This window comes from Myxococcus sp. MISCRS1, assembly GCF_026626605.1.
GTDB classification, from domain to species: Bacteria; Myxococcota; Myxococcia; order Myxococcales; family Myxococcaceae; genus Myxococcus; species Myxococcus fulvus.
The window spans coordinates 3,104,602-3,123,186 of the sequence record NZ_JAPNKB010000001.1 but is presented as its reverse complement, the minus strand read 5'-3'; the positions used below and the strand labels follow the sequence as shown (position 1 = coordinate 3,123,186).

The window sequence follows — 18,585 nt, the reverse complement described above, 5'->3', positions numbered from 1 at the left end:
CTCGATACGGGCCCCGTGTCCCGGCCCATATCGAGTGTTGCTCAGGTCCCGTCGCGCAGCTCGCCGAGGCGACCCTTGGTGCCGGGCAGGCTTCCAGGAGGCAGCTTCGCGTAGATGTGCTTCACCGTGTCCGCGAGCGTCTCCTGCGCATCCCGCGCGCGGAAGCCCAGCTCGGCCTCCGCCTTGGCGGCGTCCAGCCAGAAGTAGTGCTCGCCAATCTCCACTTCCTGCGGGTCCAGCGGCGCGGGCGTGCCGCGCACCTTCGCCCAGCGCTCCAGCAGGTGGCCACCCAGGATGTTCACCTGCTTGGGCAGCTTGAGCCGGGGCGCCGCGACACCCGTGAGGCGCTCGAGACGGTGGAAGAACTCCGTCATCGTCATGTTCACGCCCATCAGGTGGCGGCCGTACACCTCACCCCGCGTGAGCGCCTGGAGGAACGCGTCCGCCGCGTCGCGCACGTCCACGAAGGACATGCCGCCACCCGGCATCGCCGGAATCTCCCGGTTGAGGAACTTCACCACCGTCCACGTGGACGACAGCCGGTCATCCCCCGGCCCCATCAGCAGGCTGGGGTTGAGCACCACGAGCGGAATCGAGTGCTTGCGGCAGTACTCCAGCGACAGCTTCTCCTCGTAAATCTTGGACAGGTAGTACGGCCAGCGCGCCACCACCGTGAGCGGGTAGTCGGCGGACTCGTCGAGCACCGCCTCCTCCTTCGACACCGCCGTGGTGCCGGAGGTGGACGCGAGCACTACGCGCTTCACGCCCGCCTCGCGCACGTCACGCAGGAGCTCCCGCGTGCTGTCCACGTGCAGCTCGAACATCTTGCGCGCGTCCTTCGGCTGGAAGGAGACGAGCCCGGCCAGGTGGTACAGGCCCTCCACGCCGTCGAGCGCGCGGCGCACCGCGTCCCGGTCCTTCAGGTCCCCTGCGACGTACTCGGTGCCCTCGTAGGCCGGCCCCGTCGGACGCGAGCGCCCGATGAGGCGCACCGTGTGCCCGGCCGCCACCAGCTTCGGCACCAGATGCGCGCCGAGAAACCCCGTGCCTCCCGTCACCAGCAGCTTCACGAGTTCTTCCCTCCCGGCGCGTCATGCGCGGGCATGACCTGCACGTCCACCGAAGGAGGCGCGTCCAGGTGCAGCACCCGTCCGTCGCGCAGCTCCCGCACCGCGTCCTCGGCGATGCGCGTGGCGTAGCGGTAGCTCTCCGAGCGCGCCATGCCCTGCGTGCGCGCGCGCAGCGCCTCGTGGCCCAGCGCCGGACCGATGCTCACCTTCAGGTCCTTCGACTTGGGGAACACGCTGCCCTTGGGCAGCGCGTCGAACGCCCCGTGGATGTACAGCGGCAGCACGTCCACCCGGTACGTCAGCGCCAGGTAGCCCAGCGTGGACTTGAACTCCTGCAGCTCGCCGGTGGGCGAGCGCGTGCCCTCCGGGAAGATGAGGACGTTGAAGCCCTGGCGCAGCGCCTCGCCGGCCTGACGCAGCGACTCGCGCAGCGAGCCATGGCGTTCAATCGGCACCAGGTTGGTGAAGTTCTCGAACCAGGCGCGCTTGAGCGGCGTGTCGAAGAAGTAGTCGCGCGCGGCCAGCGACACCAGCCGGTCTCCCTGCTCCTCCAGCACCACCCGCACCAGGCCCGCGTCCAGGTGGCTGGCGTGGTTGGCGATGACCAGGAAGTTGCGGTTCATCGGGATGAAGGGACGGCCCGTCACCTTCACGTCGAACACGCCGCCGTAGAGGACCTTCTGCCCGAAGGAGAGCAGCTGCCGGCCCACGTCCGCGACGACGTCCGGCACCGGAATCTCCACCTCCTCCGCCTTCGCGTTCTGCTTGGAGATGTCCTTCGCCCGCGTCTCCGCCGACGGCCGCTTCCCGGACGCCACCACCAGCTTGCGCAGGTCCTCCACCGTCTGCACCTGCGTCAGGTCATCGATGGCCGGCAGCGGCACACCCGCCGCCTCCAGCGCGCTGGACAGCTCCGTGAGCATCAGCGAGTCGAAGCCCAGCTCGCCCGTCAGCTGCGTCTCCGGCCGCACGCTCGCCACCGGCTTGTGGCTCACCTCGGCGATGAGCGGGAAGAGCCAGTCGGCCACGCCGCCCGTCGTCGTCGTCGCGGCGGACACCTTCTCGCGCGCCTTGGTGGCCGAGGCCGCCATGCGCTCCAGCCGCTGCAGCTCCTCCACCACCAGCTTGCGCTTCACCTTGCGCGTGGAGGTGCGCGGCAGCTCGCCGTCCCAGAAGCGCAGCACCTTCGCGCGACGGTAGAAGGGCATGCCCGCGCCCGTCTTGCGGAAGTGCTCCTCCAGCTCGCGGCGCACCTCCTCGCGGGGACGCTCGCCGTAGTCCGGCACGCACAGACACGCCACCTTCTCGCCGCCCGCCTCGTCGGGCAGACCGACGACGGACAGCTCCTTGATGTGCGGGTGCTCCTGGTACAGCTCCTCGAGCTCGTCCGGGTAGATGTTCTTCCCGTTGTGGTCGATGATGACGTCCTTGGCGCGGCCCACCAGGTACAGCCGCCCCTCGGCGTCCAGCCGGCCCAGGTCTCCGGTGTGCAGCCAGCCCTCCTTGAGGACGGCCTCCGTCGCCTCGCGGTCCCCGAAGTAGCCCGCCATCACGTTGGGGCCCTTGGCCAGCACCTCGCCGATGCCGTCGTTGTCCGGGTTGAGGATTCTCACCTCGACGCCCGTGAGCGGCTTGCCCACCGAGCCCGGCGTGCGCTTGTTGCCCGGGTTCGCCACCGCGAGCACCGGCGCCGCCTCCGTCAGGCCGTAGCCCTCCGTGATGTTGAAGCCCAGCTCGTGGAAGGCCTTGTGGACCTCCTCGGGCAGCGCCGAGCCACCGGACACCAGCACCTTGATGCGACCGCCGAACTTGCGGTGCACCGGCCAGAACAGGAGCTTGCCCAGGTTGATGTCCGCCCGGTTCCGCAGCTCGCCGTGCGTGGCCATCATCGCCTTGATGGCCTGCTCGACGATGGGCGGACGGCTGGCGAACTCCTGCGTCATCTTGCGGTGCAGGAGCTGCCACAGGGCGGGCACGCCAATCATCGCGCTGATGCGGCCCGTCTCGAAGACCTCGCCCAGCCGGTCCGACGTCAGCTCGTCGATGTACGTGATTTCCGCGCCGCGCGAGAACGGGGTGAGGAAGCCCGCGGAGAACTCGAAGGTGTGGTGCAGGGGCAGCACCGACAGCACGCCGTCGCCCACGCCCACGTCGAACACGCCCGCGAGCTTCGCCACCAGCGAGGCGAAGTTGCGGTGCGTGAGCATCACGCCCTTGGGCGTGCCCGTCGTGCCGGACGTGAAGATGAGGCTCGCCAGGTCATCCGCCGAGGCCGACTTGCGCACCGTGCCGATGCGGTCGTCCTTGGCCGCCGGGTCGCCCGTCATCGCCTGCGCGAGGCTCGCGATGAGGACCGAGTCCCCCAGCGCGCCGAACAGGCCGGGGAAGTCTCGCGCCGCGTCCTCGGACATGAGGCACACCTTCGCCTCCGCCCGCTTCGCGATGTTGATGACCTCCGCCTCGCTCAGGCCCGGGTCCACCGGCACCATGGTGGCGCCCGCGCGCAGGATGCCGAAGAAGCACGTGCCCCACTCGGGCCGGTTCTCCGACACCAGCAGCACCCGGTCTCCCGCCTTCACGCCCGAGCTGAGCAGGAAGCTGCCCACGCGCGCCGCGTAGCGGTGCACCTCCCCGAAGGTGAAGCGCTCCTCCTTCTCGCCCGACACCATGCGGAAGGCCACCCGGTGACGGTACGCGTGCACCGTCGCCTCGAACATCTCCAGCAAGTCACGGTGCGCGGGGATGACGGTGCGCTTCTCGCGCTCCTCCTCCAGGCCCGGGAACACCCACTTCTCCAGGCCCGGCAGGTGCGTCTCCATGAAGTACGCGCGCCAGTCGATGTGCTCCGGGTCCCAGGGAATCTTCAGCCGGTCCGCGTGCGCCATGCGCTCATAGACGGAGCGCGTGTTGTCGCAGCGGAAGACGTAGCGGTTCTCGTAGAGGAAGGGGAGGAACAGCTCCGTCATCGCGATGAGGCTCGCGTTGCCGTCCACCACCCCGTCGAGCGACACCTTCGCCTTGTCCAGCATGGCCTGCACGGCGGGCGCGCCCCAGGCGGGCCGCACCTCGTCGATGGCCTTCTTCAGGAACTTCGCGCCGCGCACCAGCATGGGCGCGCTGAACAGCTCGAACTCCAGCTTGCTCACCGGCTGCGGCTCCAGCCTGGAGCGCAGCGAGTTGAGCACCGCGTTGCCCGACTCGCGGTTGCGGTAGTAGCGCCGACGGTACAGGCCCACCAGCTCCACCGAGCGGCTGGCGTAGAACGGATTCACGTCGCCGGACGCGAGCTGGTACACGCGCCGCTCCTCCACCTGGATGGAGTGCGCGGTGATGCCGAGCGTCGCCCCCGCCACCTGGTCCACCGGGATGATGTCCAGGATGGTGTTCTCACCGGCGGGGATGCCGCCCGGGCCCTTGATGCCGGCGAAGGCGAGCGGCGCGGACGTGGTGAAGCCCTCGTTCCAGCCGGGGAAGGGGAAGTGCCGCGCGCTCTCCACGATGGAGGGCCGGACAATCGCGTAGCGCAGGCCCGGCGTGGCGGCGATGACCTGCTCGCCCAGGGACTTCGTGTACGTGTACGTGTTGGGCCAGCCCCAGTGCGCCGCGCGCTCCATGCCCGCGCGCACCAGCTCGCCGCTCAGCCACAGCTTGCGCTCGCGGCCCACGGCCAGGCGCAGCGTCTTCTCGTCGTTGACGTCGCGGCCCTCCTCGGCGAGCCGGTCCAGCGCCTTCTTGCGGAAGGTGGACGTCAGCGCGCGGTCATCGGCCTGCTCGCGCAGCCGCGCGACGATTCGCTCCGCGTCCTTCAGCTCCTGCTCCAGGCTGAAGTCGCGCCCGTCCAGCTCGTCCTTCTTCGGGAAGTAGCCGCGCACCTCCTCGTCCTCGAAGACGAGCCCGTTGCGGTTGCCCGCCACGAAGGAGGTGGACATGTGGATGAGCGGCACGCCCCAGCGCAGCGCCAGCTCCACCGCGTACTTCACGCCGTGGGTGTTGACGTTGAGGCCGACCTCCAGCGACGGGTTGAAGGACACCAGGCCCGCGCAGTTGACGAAGGCGTGCACCTGGCCCGTCAGCTCCGCCACCCGCGACTCCTCCATCCCCACCCAGGGGTCGGTGATGTCGCCGTCGATGACCTCGCACTTCTTGCGCAGGAACTCGAGCGCGCCCTCCTCGCCGTAGGTGTCGCGCAGCGGCTGGAAGGGCTCGCTCGTCGCCACCTTGTCGAAGAAGCGCCGCTCGGCGGAGGCCGCGCTGCCCTTGCGGACGAGCACGTACACCCGCTCCAGCTCCTGCCCGTAGCGGTGCAGCAGCATGGACAGCGTCACCTTGCCCACGAAGCCCGTGGCACCGGCGAAGAGCAGGCGCTTGCCGGTGAAGACCTGGGAGACGTTCAGCTCGGGAAGCGGTGACATGGCCGTCCTCACTTCACGTCCACCATCACCGTGGGGGCGATGCGAAGCAGGCTGATGGTGGCCGAGCGGCCCATGAAGCCGCGCGCCTCTTCAATGGCCTCGGTGAGCGTGTCGGTGCGGTCCCAGCCGAGCAGCGCCGGGACGTGGTTGTTCTCCGCGCCCGCGACGATGACCTTGCCCACGTGCTGGCGGCCGTTCTCGCCCCAGTACCACATGTAGAACGGGTGCACGCCGTGGTAGGCGTTGTTCTTGCGGTACAGGTGCACGTAGCTGGGGTTCTCCGCGAACTCCTTCTCGTACTTGTGCTCCAGCTTCATCGAGTCGCGCGTCTCCGGCAAAAGCCGGTGGAAGAACTCGATGTAGCTGGGGTGGTGCTCGGGGTCGAACTCGTCGTAGGCCGGGTGCAGCAGGATGAGCACGCCGCCCTTCTTCACCAGCGGCACGCCGCGGTTGAGGTTGAAGAAGTAGCCCAGCCCCATCACCTGCACGAGCAGCGGGTTGAGGATGGAGTTGACGCTGTACGGGGAGATGAACGGGATGGGGAAGATGACGATGTCGCTCTGCCCCTCCACCGGCACCGAGTACTGCTTCCAGCTGGTCTCCAGCGTCTTCTGGTGCGCGGGCTCCGTCGCCCCGGCGTACACACCCGTGACGTCATAGGGCGCGGGGATGGCGTTGAGCACCTTGCGCGCCGCCGCGCGCGGCATCTTGGACAGCGCGTAGCGCATGGCCTGGAACTTCAGCCGGTCGCCCTCGGTGTAGTCCTCCTCGCGCTTGGCCAGGAAGTCCACGGGCGCGCCGAACATGCGGTTGTTCAGCGTGGTCTCGATGTGGAAGACCTTCAGGTGCTTGTCGATGTTGCGCCCGATGCGCTCGTTGCTGCGATAGAGCGCGCTGGTCTTCGGCTCCATGTAGCTGTCCGACGCCCGGATGGTCTTCGGGTTGTGGTGGTGCCTGAGCGACGCGTAGTTGGACACGCCGGTGCCCATGGACTTGTGCCCGCCGTTCATGGGCACGAAGTTCACGTTCACGTAGACGATGAGGTCGCTCTCCGCGACGCGGCGGTTGACGGAGACCTCCTCGCCGTGCGCCGTGCGCTCGAGCGCCACGATGCCGTCCGGGTCCTCCGCGTCGTGGTTGTAGTAGCGGTCCGGGTAGTAGGCGTCGAAGATCTTCTCGCCCACCATCCGCTTCATCTCCCCCTCCGTCATGCGGCGGTGGAGCGCGTTGGCGATGACCAGGTGCACGTCGTCCACGCCGCTGTCCGCGGCCAATTCCAGGACGATCTCCAGGATGGACTGGCGCACGTCCGGGGTCACCATGGGCGGCAGGGGCACGCTGATGTCGTCGATGACGCACGTCAGGCGCATGCCCGGCTTGAGCAGCGCGTGCAGCGGCTCCATGCCCTCCGGGTGGTTGATGGCCCAGCGGATGGCGGCCTTCACGTTGGGCACGCCCGCCATGGGCGGACGGGGGAAGATGACCCGGGTGCCCACGGGCAGGTCTTCCTGGAGGAAACCCTCACCGTAGAACAGGGCGCGTGGGGGGCTGCCCTTCTCGGTGATGACGACCTGGCTTTCCTCGTCGTACAGCTTCTGGAGCGTCTTGAACGGGCGCATGGCGGGCAGGGGGCTACTTGAGGTCGAGGATGGGCCAGTTGTAGGCGCGCGCGATGGAGCGCAGCCGCAGGTCCGGGTTCACCGCGGTGGGACGTCCCACCACCGCGAGCATCGCGTAGTCAGAGGCGCTGTCGGAGTAGCCGTGGCACTTGTCCAGGGTCAGGCCCTCCTTGGTGCAGTAGGCGCGGATGGAGTTCGCCTTGTTGGCGCCCTCGATGATGGGCGGAATCACCTTGCCGGTGGCCTTGCCGCCCACGAACTGCATCTTGTTGGCGATCAGGTCATCGGCGCCCAGGTGCCGGGCGAGCGGACGCATGGTGAAGTCCAGCGCCCCGGTGACGAGCACGACCTTGCAGCCGCTGCGGCGCGCCTGGTCGATGAGGTCCTGGGTCTGCTCGAAGAGCGCCGGCTTGAGCACGTCCTCGAACATGTCCTCCGCGATGGTGACGAGCCGGTCCTCGCTCAACCCCGCGTAGTACCGGTAGAAGAACTCGTTGAACGTCTTGCGGTCCAGCGCGTCCATGACGCCGAAGAGCGGCACGCTCATCGCGGTGCTCAGCGTCCTGCCGGCGATGCCGAGCACGGAGCCCCGGTTCATCGCGTAGTACGCGTAGACGTGGACGACGTTCGTCTTCACGAGCGTCCCGTCGACATCGAAAAATGCGGCTTTCGAGGGCATGTGGCAGCGCAGCTTCCTGACACTCCAAGGGGGGGTAGGTCAACGAAACGAGGGGGCCGGGGGGCGGCAAGCCCCGACCCTGCTAGCACGGCTAGAGCCAGCCATGCTCGCGGTACCACTCGGCGCTGCGGCGCACCGCGTCCTCCACCCCCCTTTGGGGACGGAAGCCCAGCAGCCGCTCGGCCTTCGCGCCCGAGCAGGTCCAGGCCGGGGCGAGCAGCTGCCGCGCCATCTTCCGGCTCAGGGGCAGCTTGCGGCCCGTCACGCGCGACACGCCGTCCGCCGCCGACGCGAGGGTGGTGAGCAGCCAGGGGCTCACGCGCACCGTGCGGGGTGACAGCCCCAGCGCCCGGGCCCCCAGGTCCTGCACCGACTCCAGGGAGAGGGGTTCGCCGGGACCCGCGCAGAAGAAGGCCTCGCCCACCGCGCGCGGGTGCTCGGCCTGGAGGATGAGCGCGTCGACCACGTCCTCCACGTCCACCATGGTGAGGGGGCGGGGCCCTCCGGCCAGCTCCAGCCGGATGCCCTTCGTCGCCAGCCGGAAGAAGGCCAGGTTCTCGCGGTCCCACGGCCCCAGGATGCGCGGCGGCCGGGACGCCGTCACCGGCAGCCGGTCTCCATAGGAGAAGGCGATGCGCTCCGCCTCCGCCTTGCTCTCGCCGTACCACTCGTAGGGCCGGAAGGGGTCCTCCTCCACATGGGGACGGGTGGGGGAGGAGGGGCCCATGGCGGCCAGCGAGCCCACGAGCACCAGCCGGGGGCGGCTCCCGGAGGCCACCATGGCCTCGCACAACAGGCGGGTGCCCTCGGCGTTGACGCGCATGAAGTCCTCGCGGGTCGCGCCGCGGCGGACACCGGCCAGATGGAAGACGACGTCCTGTCCCTCCACCGCCGGGCCGAGCGAGGCCCCCTGTGTCACGTCCCCCTCCACGCGGGTGTGGGGGATGCCCTCCAGGCCCGAGGCATCCGAGCCCCGCCTGAGGAGGCACGTCACCTTGTCACCCCGCGCGGCGAGGGCGCGGGTCAGCCAGATTCCGAGGAAGCCACCAGCTCCGGTGATGAGGGCACGCATGGGCATGGGCGTTTCATCCGAAAAAGTACACCTCGTCCGCAAGGGGTTTTCCCATCCGGGCCCGTTCGAGCGCCCGGGGGACGACGAATCGCGCGGAGGCCGGATGGTCGGGCCCTGGCGGCGACGAAGGGGGCCGCTCCCGAGCGAGAATGCACCCTGGCGCGGTGGCCGTCCGGGCGCATTTTTCGCGTCCGTGAGGTTCGCCCCCGAGGGAAAACGTGCTGCGGAGCCGGTTTCTCGGGCATGAAACGCGTTGCGTAGGGCGTTTCCCGAGGGAAAAACGCAGGAGAGGGCTGTTTTTCGGGCTTGGGCGTGCTACCTACGCCCCACCGGCACTGGCTTAAAATCAAGCGAGGCCGCACAACGTCCCCTTCGGAGGGGAGGAGACTCAAGACGAATGGCTGCCAAGAAAGCTGCTGCGAAGAAGGCTCCCGCCGCCAAGAAGGCTGCTGCTGCCCCGAAGCGTAAGCCGAACGCGTCGTTCATGAAGGAGATGACTCCTTCCGCCGCCCTGGCCGAGATCGTCGGCAACAAGCCGCTGCCGCGCACCGAGGTCGTCAAGAAGCTCTGGGCGTACATCAAGAAGAACAACCTCCAGGACGCGAAGAACAAGCGGCAGATCAACGCCGACGACAAGCTCAAGCCCATCTTCGGCGGCAAGAAGAACGTCACCATGTTCGAGATGACCTCGCTGGTGAACAAGCAGCTGAGCTGAACCCGACGCCGGCCCGCCCGGCGGCTGCATCTCGAGGGCTCTCCGGTGGATTCCGGTGAGCCCTCTGCTTTTGTGGCGCGAGGCTCGTGGGAATCCGGGCCCTTGGAGCGTTGGCTGGAGGTCGGAAGCCGCTCTGGGTGCTGGCGCGGCGCGCGACGGCGCCCTACCTCTGGGCCCCATGCTCCGCGACGGATTGGAAGAAGAGGGGACGGCTCCCACGGGCTCGTCGGGTGCCACCTTGAGCGCCGAGGCCCTGGCCGAGGGCCTGTTCAAGCGGGTGAAGGACGCGCTGGTCGAGCGCCCCCGGACGCCGCTGTCCACCTACCGGGTGCAGCTGCATCAGGGCTTCACCTTCCAGCAGGCGCGCGACGTGGTGCCGTTCCTGCGCCGCCTGGGCATCAGTGACTTGTACGCGTCCCCCTACCTCAAGGCGACGCCGGGCAGCACCCACGGCTACGACTGCGTGGACCACCAGCACCTCAACCCGGAGGTGGGCTCCACCGAGGACCACCAGGCCCTGTGCGCCACGCTGCAGGAGCACGGCCTGGGGCAGGTGCTGGACGTGGTGCCCAACCACATGGGCATCGAGCGCGGCAACCCGCTCTGGTTCGACGTGCTGGAGAACGGCCCGTCCTCCGTCTACGCCAAGTACTTCGACATCGACTGGTCGCCGGTGAAGGAGGAGCTGCGCGACAAGGTGCTGCTGCCGATACTCGGCGACCAGTACGGCGTGGTGCTGGAGAAGGGCGAGCTGAAGCTGTCCTTCCGCGACGGCGCCTTCTTCGTGAACTACTACGACCACCTGCTGCCGCTGGCGCCCCGGCAATACGGGCGCGTGCTGCGCCACGGGCTGGAGCGGCTGGAGGCGAAGCTGGGCGCGGAGTCCGAGCCCATGGTGGAGCTGCTCTCCATCCTCACCGCCATCGAGCACCTGCCGCTGCGCACGGAGGTGGAGCGCCCCCGCGTCGTGGAGCGCCACCGCGAGAAGGAGGTCATCAAGCGCCGGCTCGCCGCGGTGGTGGAGAAGAGCCCGGAGGTCGCCGCGTACATCGAGGACAACATCCGCGTCTTCAACGGCGAGCCGGGCAACCCGCGCTCGTTCGACCTGTTGGACCGGGTGCTGGCCTCGTGCAGCTACCGGCTGGCGCACTGGCGGGTGGCGGGGGAGGAGATCAACTACCGGCGCTTCTTCGACATCAACGGGCTGGCGGCCATCCGCGTGGAGGACCCGGAGGTGTTCCAGGAGGCGCACGCGCTGGTGTTCCGCTGGCTGCGCGACGGCTGCGTCACCGGGCTGCGCATCGACCATCCGGACGGCCTGTTCGACCCGACGGCGTACTTCCTGGACCTGCAGGAGCGCTACTTCGTGGAGCGCGCGCACGCGGTGTTCCTCCAGGACCTGGCCGGGGACGACACGCGCTGGCCGGGCGTGGAGGCGGCGCTCAGGGAGCGCTGGCGCGCGGAGGTGACGCAGTCTCCGGACAGCGTCCTGCGCAAGGCGCTGTACGTGGTGGTGGAGAAGATTCAGGGCGGCCGCGAGCGCATTCCGGAGGCGTGGGCGGTGCACGGCACCACCGGCTACCGCTTCGCCAACGCGGTGAGCGGCGTGTTCGTGCACCCCGCGGCCGAGCCGCACCTGACGGAGACGTACGAGCGGCTCACCGGGGAGAAGGGCGACTTCGCCGAGCTGGTCTACCAGAAGAAGCTGCTCATCATGCGCGTGTCCATGGCGAGTGAGATCAACGTGCTGGCGCACGAGCTCAACCGCATCTCGGAGATGAGCCGCAGGACGCGCGACTTCACGCTCAACTCGCTCAGGCGCGCGCTGGTGGAGTTCATCGCGCTGTTCCCCGTGTACCGCACGTACGTGGACGGCTGGCGGCCGGGGCTGGACGCGCGCGACGTGCAGTACGTGGAGTGGACCATCCAGCGCGCCAAGGAGCGCAACGCCACCACCAACGCGTCCATCTTCGACTTCCTGCGCGACATCCTCCTGCGCCAGTACCCGCCCCAGTCCGACGAGCGCGAGCGCGCCGTCATGCTGCGCTTCGCCATGAAGCTGCAGCAGGTGACGGGCCCCGTCATGGCCAAGGGCCTGGAGGACACCGTCTTCTACATCTACAACCGGCTGGTGAGCCTCAACGAGGTGGGCGGGGAGCCCGAGCGCTTCGGCACGCGCACCACCACCTTCCACCTGCGCAACCAGGAGCGCGCCGAGCACTGGCCCGCGAGCCAGCTCACCACCAGCACCCACGACACCAAGCGCAGCGAGGACGTGCGCGCGCGCATCAACGTGCTGACGGAGCTGCCCGAGGAGTGGCGCAAGCTCGCGCGCCGCTGGCTGCGGCTGACGGAGAAGTTCGCGCAGGCCCTGCCGTCCGGCGCGGCACCCAGCGCCAACGACGTGTACCTGTTCCTGCAGACGCTCGTGGGCGCCTGGCCCATGGGGGAGGCGCTGTCGCCCGAGGCCCGGGCCGACTTCCACCGCCGGATGCGCGAGTACATGTCCAAGGCCATCAAGGAGGCCAAGGTCCGCACCTCGTGGACCAACCCGGACGGCGCCTATGACGACGCGGTGGCGGCCTTCGTGGACGCGTGCTTCGACGAGGAGAAGGGCGCGGACTTCCTGCAGGAGGTGCGCGTCTTCAAGCGCCGCATCGAGCGCGCGGGGCAGCACAACGCCCTGGGGCAACTGGTCCTCAAGCTCGCGTCGCCCGGCGTGGTGGACACGTACCAGGGCTGCGAGCTGTGGGATTTGTCCCTGGTGGACCCGGACAACCGGCGGCCGGTGGACTTCACCTTGCGCTCACGGCTCCTGGAGGAGCTGGACGCGCAGGCGCGAGAGGACGCGCCCGGGCTGTGCTCGCGGCTGGTGGCGGGCCTGGATGACGGGCGGGCCAAGCTCTTCCTCCTGGCCCACGGGCTGCGGCTGCGCCAGCGTCAGCAGGACCTGTTCCGGCGGGGCGGCTACCGGGCGCTGGAGCTGTCCGGGCCCCGCGCCCAGGCGGCGGTGGCCTTCGCGCGCGAGCTGGACGACGCGGGCGTGGTGGTGTGCGCGCCGCGTTACGTGCTGGAGGCCCTGGAGTCGCCCCAGGGGCTCTCCGGCGCCTATGCCGACACGTTCCTGGACCTTCCCGAGGCATATGCGGGCATGATGTTCCGCGATGTCTTCACCGGGCGACAGGTGCGGCCCGAGCGTGGTGCGGGTGGCGTGGTGCTGCCCCTCGCGCCGCTCCTGGAGCGGTTCCCGGTGGTGCTGCTGGAGAGGAGCACGGGATGAGGAGGGCCGAGGTGCTTCCAGGGAAGCCGTTCCCCCTGGGCGCCACGTATGACGGGCACGGGGTCAACTTCGCGGTGTTCAGCGAGCACGCGAAGAAGGTGGAGGTCTGCCTCTACGACGCACAGGAGCCCACGCGCGAGACGCGCCGCTTCCCGCTCCTGGAGACCACGCACCAGGTGTTCCACGGGTACGTGCCCGACCTGAAGCCGGGCACGCTGTACGGCCTGCGCGTGCACGGGCCGTTCGAGCCCAAGAAGGGCTTCCGCTTCAATCCGCACAAGCTGCTGGTGGACCCCTATGCCCGCGCCATCCACGGGCAGGTGGACTACCGCGCGCCCATCTATGGCCACGTCCAGGGCGGCAAGGACGAGGACCTGGTCCAGGACAAGCAGGACGACGCCGCGGGCGTGCCCAAGGCCGTGGTGCTCGAGGACACGTTCGACTGGGAGGGGGACACCCACCCGCGCGTGCCGTGGCACCAGACCGTCCTGTACGAGCTGCACGTCAAGGGCTTCACGAAGCTCAACCCCCGCGTGCCGGAGGCCCTGCGCGGCACCTACGCGGGCCTGGGACACCCGGCCACCCTTGAGCACCTGAAGAAGGTGGGCGTCACCGCGGTGGAGCTCCTGCCCATCCACCACATCGTCGACGAGCCGTTCCTCGTCGAGCGCGGACTCACCAACTACTGGGGCTACAGCACGCTGGGCTACTTCGCGCCGGACGCGCGCTACAGCGCCCCGGGAGGCCCGGGCTCCCAGGTGGACGAGTTCAAGGGGATGGTGAAGGCGCTGCACAAGGCGGGCATCGAGGTCATCCTCGACGTCGTCTACAACCACACCTGCGAGGGCAACCAGCTGGGGCCCACGCTGTCCTTCAAGGGCCTGGACAACGGCGCGTACTACCGGCTGACGGAGAAGGACCCGCGCTACTACCTGGACGTCACCGGTACGGGCAACTCGTGGAACGCCACGCATCCGTACGCGCTGAAGCTGGTCGCCGACAGCCTGCGCTACTGGGTGGAAGAGATGCACGTGGACGGGTTCCGCTTCGACCTGGCCACCACGCTGGGGCGCGACCGGCACGGCTACGACACCCGCGCGGCCTTCTTCCAGATCGTCCACCAGGACCCGGTGCTCAGCCGGGTGAAGCTCATCTCCGAGCCGTGGGACGTGGGCGACTTCGGCTACCAGGTGGGCAACTTCCCCGTCTTGTGGAGCGAGTGGAACGGCAAGTACCGCGACACCATCCGACGGTACTGGAAGGGCGATGACCGGCAGGCGGCGGAGATCGGCTACCGGCTCACGGGCAGCTCGGACCTGTACGCGCTGTCGGGCCGCAAGCCCTCCGCGAGCGTCAACTTCGTCACCGCGCACGACGGCTTCACGCTGCACGACCTGGTCACCTACAACGACAAGCACAACGAGGCCAACGGCGAGGACAACCGCGACGGCGGCAACGACAACCACTCCTGGAACTGCGGCGTGGAGGGCGAGACGGGCGACGTCAAAATCAACGCCCTGCGCGAGCAGCAGAAGCGCAACTTCCTGGCCACGCTCTTCCTGTCCCAGGGCGTGCCCATGCTGGTGGCCGGCGACGAGATGGGCCGCACCCAGAAGGGCAACAACAACGCCTACTGCCAGGACAACGCCCTGTCCTGGGTGAACTGGGAGCTCGACGACACCCAGCGCGCGCTCTTGGACTTCACCTGCCGGCTGACGCGCCTGCGCCGCGAGCAGCCCGTGCTGCGCAAGCGCCGCTTCTTCCGCGGCGCCCACATGTGGGACAGCGAGCTGAAGGACCTGGCGTGGTTCCGGCCGGACGGCAAGGAGATGCGCAAGGACGACTGGGAGAAGCCCTATGTGCGCTCGCTCGCCATCCTCCTGGGCGGGGACGCCATCGCCGCGCCGGACGACGAGGGCAACCGGATTGTCGGTGACACGCTGTTGGTGCTGATGAACGCCCACCACGAGCCCATCAGCTTCCTGCTGCCGGCGCTCGAGTGGGGCGCGGACTGGGAGCAGGTGGTGGACACGTCCACGTCGGAGGAGTCCCAGCACGCCCACACACCGGCGGGTGGCAAGGTGCAGGTCGCGGGGCGTTCGTTGATGGTGCTGCGCCGGCCGTCGACGGAGTAGCGCCGCGGGCGGGGACGATGGGCCGGGCCTCCAGGTGGGGGCCTGGGCGGTTACACGGAAGTGTCGACGCCCGGACGCGCCGCCGCTAGGGTGCGCCCGCCGTTCCTGAAACAGGATTCATACGTGAATACGCAAGTCGCGCTCTGGGTGGGCTTCAACCTCTTCGTCCTGGCGATGCTCGCCGTGGACCTCGGGCTGTTCCACCGCAAGGACCACGCGGTGACGCCCAAGGAAGCGGGCATCTGGACGCTGGTGTGGATCACCATCAGCCTGACGTTCTGCGGAGGCATCTGGTACTTCTCCGGCAGCACGCCCGCGCTCCAGTGGGTGACGGCGTATGTCGTGGAGTACTCGCTCTCCGTCGACAACCTGTTCGTCTTCCTGCTGGTGTTCAGCTACTTCCGGGTGGCGCCCGAGCACCAGCACCGGGTGCTGTTCTGGGGAATCCTGGGCGCGTTCGTCATGCGCGCGGTGCTCATCATCGCCGGCACGGCGCTGGTGTCGCGCTTCCACTGGCTCATCTACCTGTTCGGCGCCTTCCTGGTCTTCACCGCGCTGAAGATGCTCTTCTCCAAGGACGAGGAGATCGACCCGGAACAGCAGGGCATCGTCAAGCTCGCGCGCCGGGTGCTGCCGGTGGCCCGCATGGGCGAAGGCAGCCGCTTCTTCGTCACCGAGGACGGCCGGCGCAAGGTGACGCCGCTGTTCATCGTGCTGCTGGTGGTGGAGGCCACGGACTTGCTCTTCGCCCTGGACTCCATCCCCGCGGTGCTGGGCATCAGCCAGGACGCGTTCATCGTCTACACGTCCAACGTGTGCGCGATTCTCGGCCTGCGCTCGCTGTTCTTCGTCGTGGCCAGCCTGATGGAGAAGTTCCACCTGCTGAAGCTGGGGCTGAGCGCCATCCTGGCCTTCGTGGGCGTGAAGATGCTCATCACGTTCTTCGACATCCACATCCACATCGGCCTGTCGCTGGGCGTGATTGGCGGCATCCTCCTGCTGGCCATCATCGCCTCGCTCATCTGGCCCAAGAGCCCGGAGCCCGGTCAGGACCGGGAGAGCGCCAAGACCTGAGCCCGGGGGCGGGGGGGCGCCGGGGTTTTGCTTGCAACCCGGGGGCCTTGCCTTCAAATGTGGAGGCATGTCTTCCAGCGCCACCACTGATGGCATCAAAATCACCGTGAAGCCGGCCTACTGGCCCGAGCGCAGCTCGCCCGAGTCGGGGCAGTACGCGTTCATGTACACGGTGGAAATCGTCAACGAGGGGGAGGCGCCCGCGCAGCTCAAGGCGCGGCACTGGGTCATCACGGATGCCTCCGGGAAGGTGGAGGAGGTGAAGGGGGAGGGCGTGGTGGGCCGCCAGCCCCGCGTGGCCCCGGGCGAGCGCTTCGAGTACACGAGCTGGGCGATGCTGCGCACGCCCTTCGGGACGATGCGCGGCAGCTACGACATGGAGCGCCCGGACGGCTCGCACTTCGATGCGCGCATCGCCGAGTTCGCCCTCACGCTGCCCAACGCCCTGCACTGATGAACACGCCCGCGAACAAGCGAGGGTTGCTGCTCGTCAACCTGGGCACGCCGGACGCGCCCCACAGCGGGCCGGTGCGGCGCTACCTGCGCGAGTTCCTGAGCGACCCGCGCGTGGTGGACATCCACCCGGTGGGGCGCTGGATGCTGCTCAACCTCATCATCCTGCCCACGCGCCCGGCCAAGAGCGCGGAGGCGTACCGCAAGGTGTGGATGCCGGAGGGCTCGCCGCTCCTGGTGTACAGCCGGGCGCTGGAGGTGGCGGTGCGCGAGAAGCTGGGCCACGAGTACGACGTGGCGCTGGCCATGCGCTACGGCAGCCCGTCCATCCCCGACACCGTGGCGGCCATGCGCGCGCGCGGCGTGTCGGACTTCACGGTGCTGCCGCTGTACCCGCAGGAGGCCACGTCCTCGTCGGCGTCGTCGCTGGCGCGCGTGTACGAGGTGCTCTCCAGCGGCTGGGACGTGCCCAACGTGCGCGCGGTGCCTGCCTTCCACGGGCACCCGTCGTTCCTGGACGCCTTCGCGGAGGTGGCGCGACCGGTGATTGCCGAGGCCCGCGCGGACCACGTGCTCTTCAGCTACCACGGCGTGCCGGAGCGGCACGTGCGCAAGACGGACACGTCAGGCCAGCACTGCTTCGCGTCCGCGGGGTGCTGTGACGCGCTCACGGACGCCAACCGGCACTGCTACCGCGCCCAGTGCTTCTCCACCACGCGGGGCATCGTCGAGCGGCTGGGACTTCCCCAGGGCGGCTTCAGCGTGTCCTTCCAGTCTCGGCTGGGGCGCACGCCGTGGGTGAAGCCCTACACGGACCTGGTGCTGCCGGAGCTGGCGAAGCAGGGCGTGAAGCGGCTGGCGGTGATGTGCCCGTCCTTCGTCGCCGACTGCCTGGAGACGCTGGAGGAGGTGGGCATGCGCGCCCGCGAGCAGTTCGTCGAGGCGGGGGGCGAGTCGTTGACGCTCGTCCCCTCGCTCAACGCCCACCCGACGTGGGTGGACGCGGTGGTGCGGATGGTGCGCGAGTCCGACGGCGCGGCTACTGCTGGGGCTTCGCCGTGGCCGCGGGGGGCGCCGACTCCCGCGCGGTGAGCTTGAGCTTCACCGTGCCGGGCGGCACCTGCAGGGCGTTGGTGGGAAAGGGCCCGCGCGAGGACGACGCGATGGTGCCCTCCCACGTGCGCCACCGGCCGGCCTTCACCAGGAACTCACCCTTGCCGGTGATGCGCACCTCGGCGCTGGCGTCCGTGGTGGGCGGGCCGGCGGACTCGTCGGCGGGCTCGGCGTCCTCCTCGGCCGGGTCGTCCGCGCGCGCGGGCACCGCGGGCGGGGCGCGGCGGCTGGTCACCTTGCCGGAGAGCTGCTCGAGCAGGTCGTACTCCAGCGTGGCCACCTGGTCGTCGCCCTCCTGGGTGAGCGCGGTGAGCTTCACGCGGTTGCGGCGCTCCGTCTTGGTGGTGGTGAACAGGGGACCCAGCGCGTCGTGCGTGAGCAGCTCCGTGCCCAGCGCCCAGGTGTCGTTGGGGCCCACGGGCGCGAGCGGCAGCTCCAGCACCAGCGCGGCGATGTTGCGGTTGATGCCCTGGAGGCCGTCGAGCACGAAGCCGCGCTCGCTCAGCGCGCCCGTGTCCTCGGTGGTGTCCTTGCCCTCGGGGAGCACGCGCAGGCGGTAGTCGCCGGAGTTGGTGCGCTCCAGCACGTAGGTGAAGCCGGTGGGGAAGGACGCGGCGGGGGCGGCGGCGCGCGGGGGAGCAGGCTCCTCCTTGCCCTTGCCCTTCTTGCCCTTGGCGGGCGTCTCCTCGGCGGCCTCCTGCGGCGCGGGGGCGGCGCCGGAGCGCTCCAGGTCCAGGTGGTAGGTGACGGGGGCGCTCGCGGCGAGCTTCCAGCGGAGGGTGACCTTGGACGGGTCCACCGGAGGCTGGGCGGCGGCGGTGGGCGCGGCTCCCGGGGCGGGGGCGTCCTTCAGGCCCGGAGGACGAGGAATGGGCTCGAGCTGGCCTCGGGGTTCTTCCTTGCAGGCGGACAACGACAGGGCGACGACCAGTCCGAACAGGCTTCGCATCACGCGGGGACGCT

General features: G+C 69.3%; 12 protein-coding genes. 6 read left to right on the top strand and 6 right to left on the bottom strand.

The genetic code is table 11. The features are described 5' to 3' along the window. Positions 1 to 41 precede the first annotated feature (41 nt). The 5 genes from OWM54_RS11865 to OWM54_RS11845 all read right to left on the bottom strand — a co-directional run bounded on the left by OWM54_RS11865 (position 42) and on the right by OWM54_RS11845 (position 8,852). Positions 42 to 1,070, bottom strand: coding sequence for an NAD-dependent epimerase/dehydratase family protein (locus OWM54_RS11865; RefSeq protein WP_141326231.1), 1,029 nt, complete (start codon positions 1,068 to 1,070; stop codon positions 42 to 44). Continuing rightward, positions 1,067 to 5,482 carry an AMP-binding protein gene (locus OWM54_RS11860; RefSeq protein WP_267697574.1) on the bottom strand — a complete coding sequence of 1,472 codons (4,416 nt, stop codon included), beginning with the start codon at positions 5,480 to 5,482 and terminating at the stop codon, positions 1,067 to 1,069. The genes OWM54_RS11865 and OWM54_RS11860 overlap by 4 nt, the downstream gene beginning before the upstream one ends. 8 nt (positions 5,483 to 5,490) lie before the next feature. Beyond that, positions 5,491 to 7,101, bottom strand: coding sequence for a lactate racemase domain-containing protein (locus tag OWM54_RS11855; RefSeq protein WP_223747814.1), 1,611 nt, complete (start codon positions 7,099 to 7,101; stop codon positions 5,491 to 5,493). 13 nt (positions 7,102 to 7,114) lie between these two features. Next, positions 7,115 to 7,780 carry an HAD family hydrolase gene (locus tag OWM54_RS11850; RefSeq protein WP_046711679.1) on the bottom strand — a complete coding sequence of 222 codons (666 nt, stop codon included), beginning with the start codon at positions 7,778 to 7,780 and terminating at the stop codon, positions 7,115 to 7,117. A 91-nt stretch (positions 7,781 to 7,871) separates the two neighbouring features. Further along, positions 7,872 to 8,852, bottom strand: coding sequence for an NAD-dependent epimerase/dehydratase family protein (locus tag OWM54_RS11845; RefSeq protein ID WP_267701120.1), 981 nt, complete (start codon positions 8,850 to 8,852; stop codon positions 7,872 to 7,874). Between the two features lie 397 nt (positions 8,853 to 9,249). On the opposite strand from OWM54_RS11845, the gene OWM54_RS11840 reads away from it, so the two are divergent. The 6 genes from OWM54_RS11840 (at position 9,250) to hemH (ending at position 17,601) form a co-directional block, all read left to right on the top strand. Then, positions 9,250 to 9,567, top strand: a complete 318-nt coding sequence (locus OWM54_RS11840; protein ID WP_223747815.1) for an SWIB/MDM2 domain-containing protein — start codon at positions 9,250 to 9,252, stop codon at positions 9,565 to 9,567. Between the two features lie 178 nt (positions 9,568 to 9,745). Then, positions 9,746 to 12,847, top strand: a complete 3,102-nt coding sequence (gene treY, locus OWM54_RS11835) for a malto-oligosyltrehalose synthase (RefSeq protein WP_223747816.1) — start codon at positions 9,746 to 9,748, stop codon at positions 12,845 to 12,847. Continuing rightward, positions 12,844 to 14,982: a glycogen debranching protein GlgX gene (gene glgX, locus OWM54_RS11830; RefSeq protein ID WP_223747817.1), complete on the top strand. Its 2,139-nt coding sequence runs from the start codon at positions 12,844 to 12,846 to the stop codon at positions 14,980 to 14,982. The genes treY and glgX overlap by 4 nt, the downstream gene beginning before the upstream one ends. 123 nt (positions 14,983 to 15,105) lie before the next feature. Further along, a complete protein-coding gene (locus tag OWM54_RS11825; protein ID WP_223747818.1) occupies positions 15,106 to 16,056 on the top strand; it encodes a TerC family protein in 951 nt (316 codons plus the stop codon). A gap of 67 nt (positions 16,057 to 16,123) precedes the next feature. Continuing rightward, positions 16,124 to 16,510: a Co2+/Mg2+ efflux protein ApaG gene (gene apaG, locus OWM54_RS11820; protein ID WP_223747819.1), complete on the top strand. Its 387-nt coding sequence runs from the start codon at positions 16,124 to 16,126 to the stop codon at positions 16,508 to 16,510. Then, positions 16,510 to 17,601 (top strand): ferrochelatase, encoded by a 1,092-nt coding sequence (gene hemH, locus OWM54_RS11815; protein ID WP_267697573.1) that lies wholly within the window; start codon positions 16,510 to 16,512, stop codon positions 17,599 to 17,601. The genes apaG and hemH overlap by 1 nt, the downstream gene beginning before the upstream one ends. Here the strand turns inward: hemH and OWM54_RS11810 are convergent. Beyond that, positions 17,549 to 18,571: a hypothetical protein gene (locus OWM54_RS11810; RefSeq protein ID WP_267697571.1), complete on the bottom strand. Its 1,023-nt coding sequence runs from the start codon at positions 18,569 to 18,571 to the stop codon at positions 17,549 to 17,551. The two genes, hemH and OWM54_RS11810, sit on opposite strands and share 53 nt — an antisense overlap. Between the last annotated feature and the right edge of the window lie 14 nt (positions 18,572 to 18,585).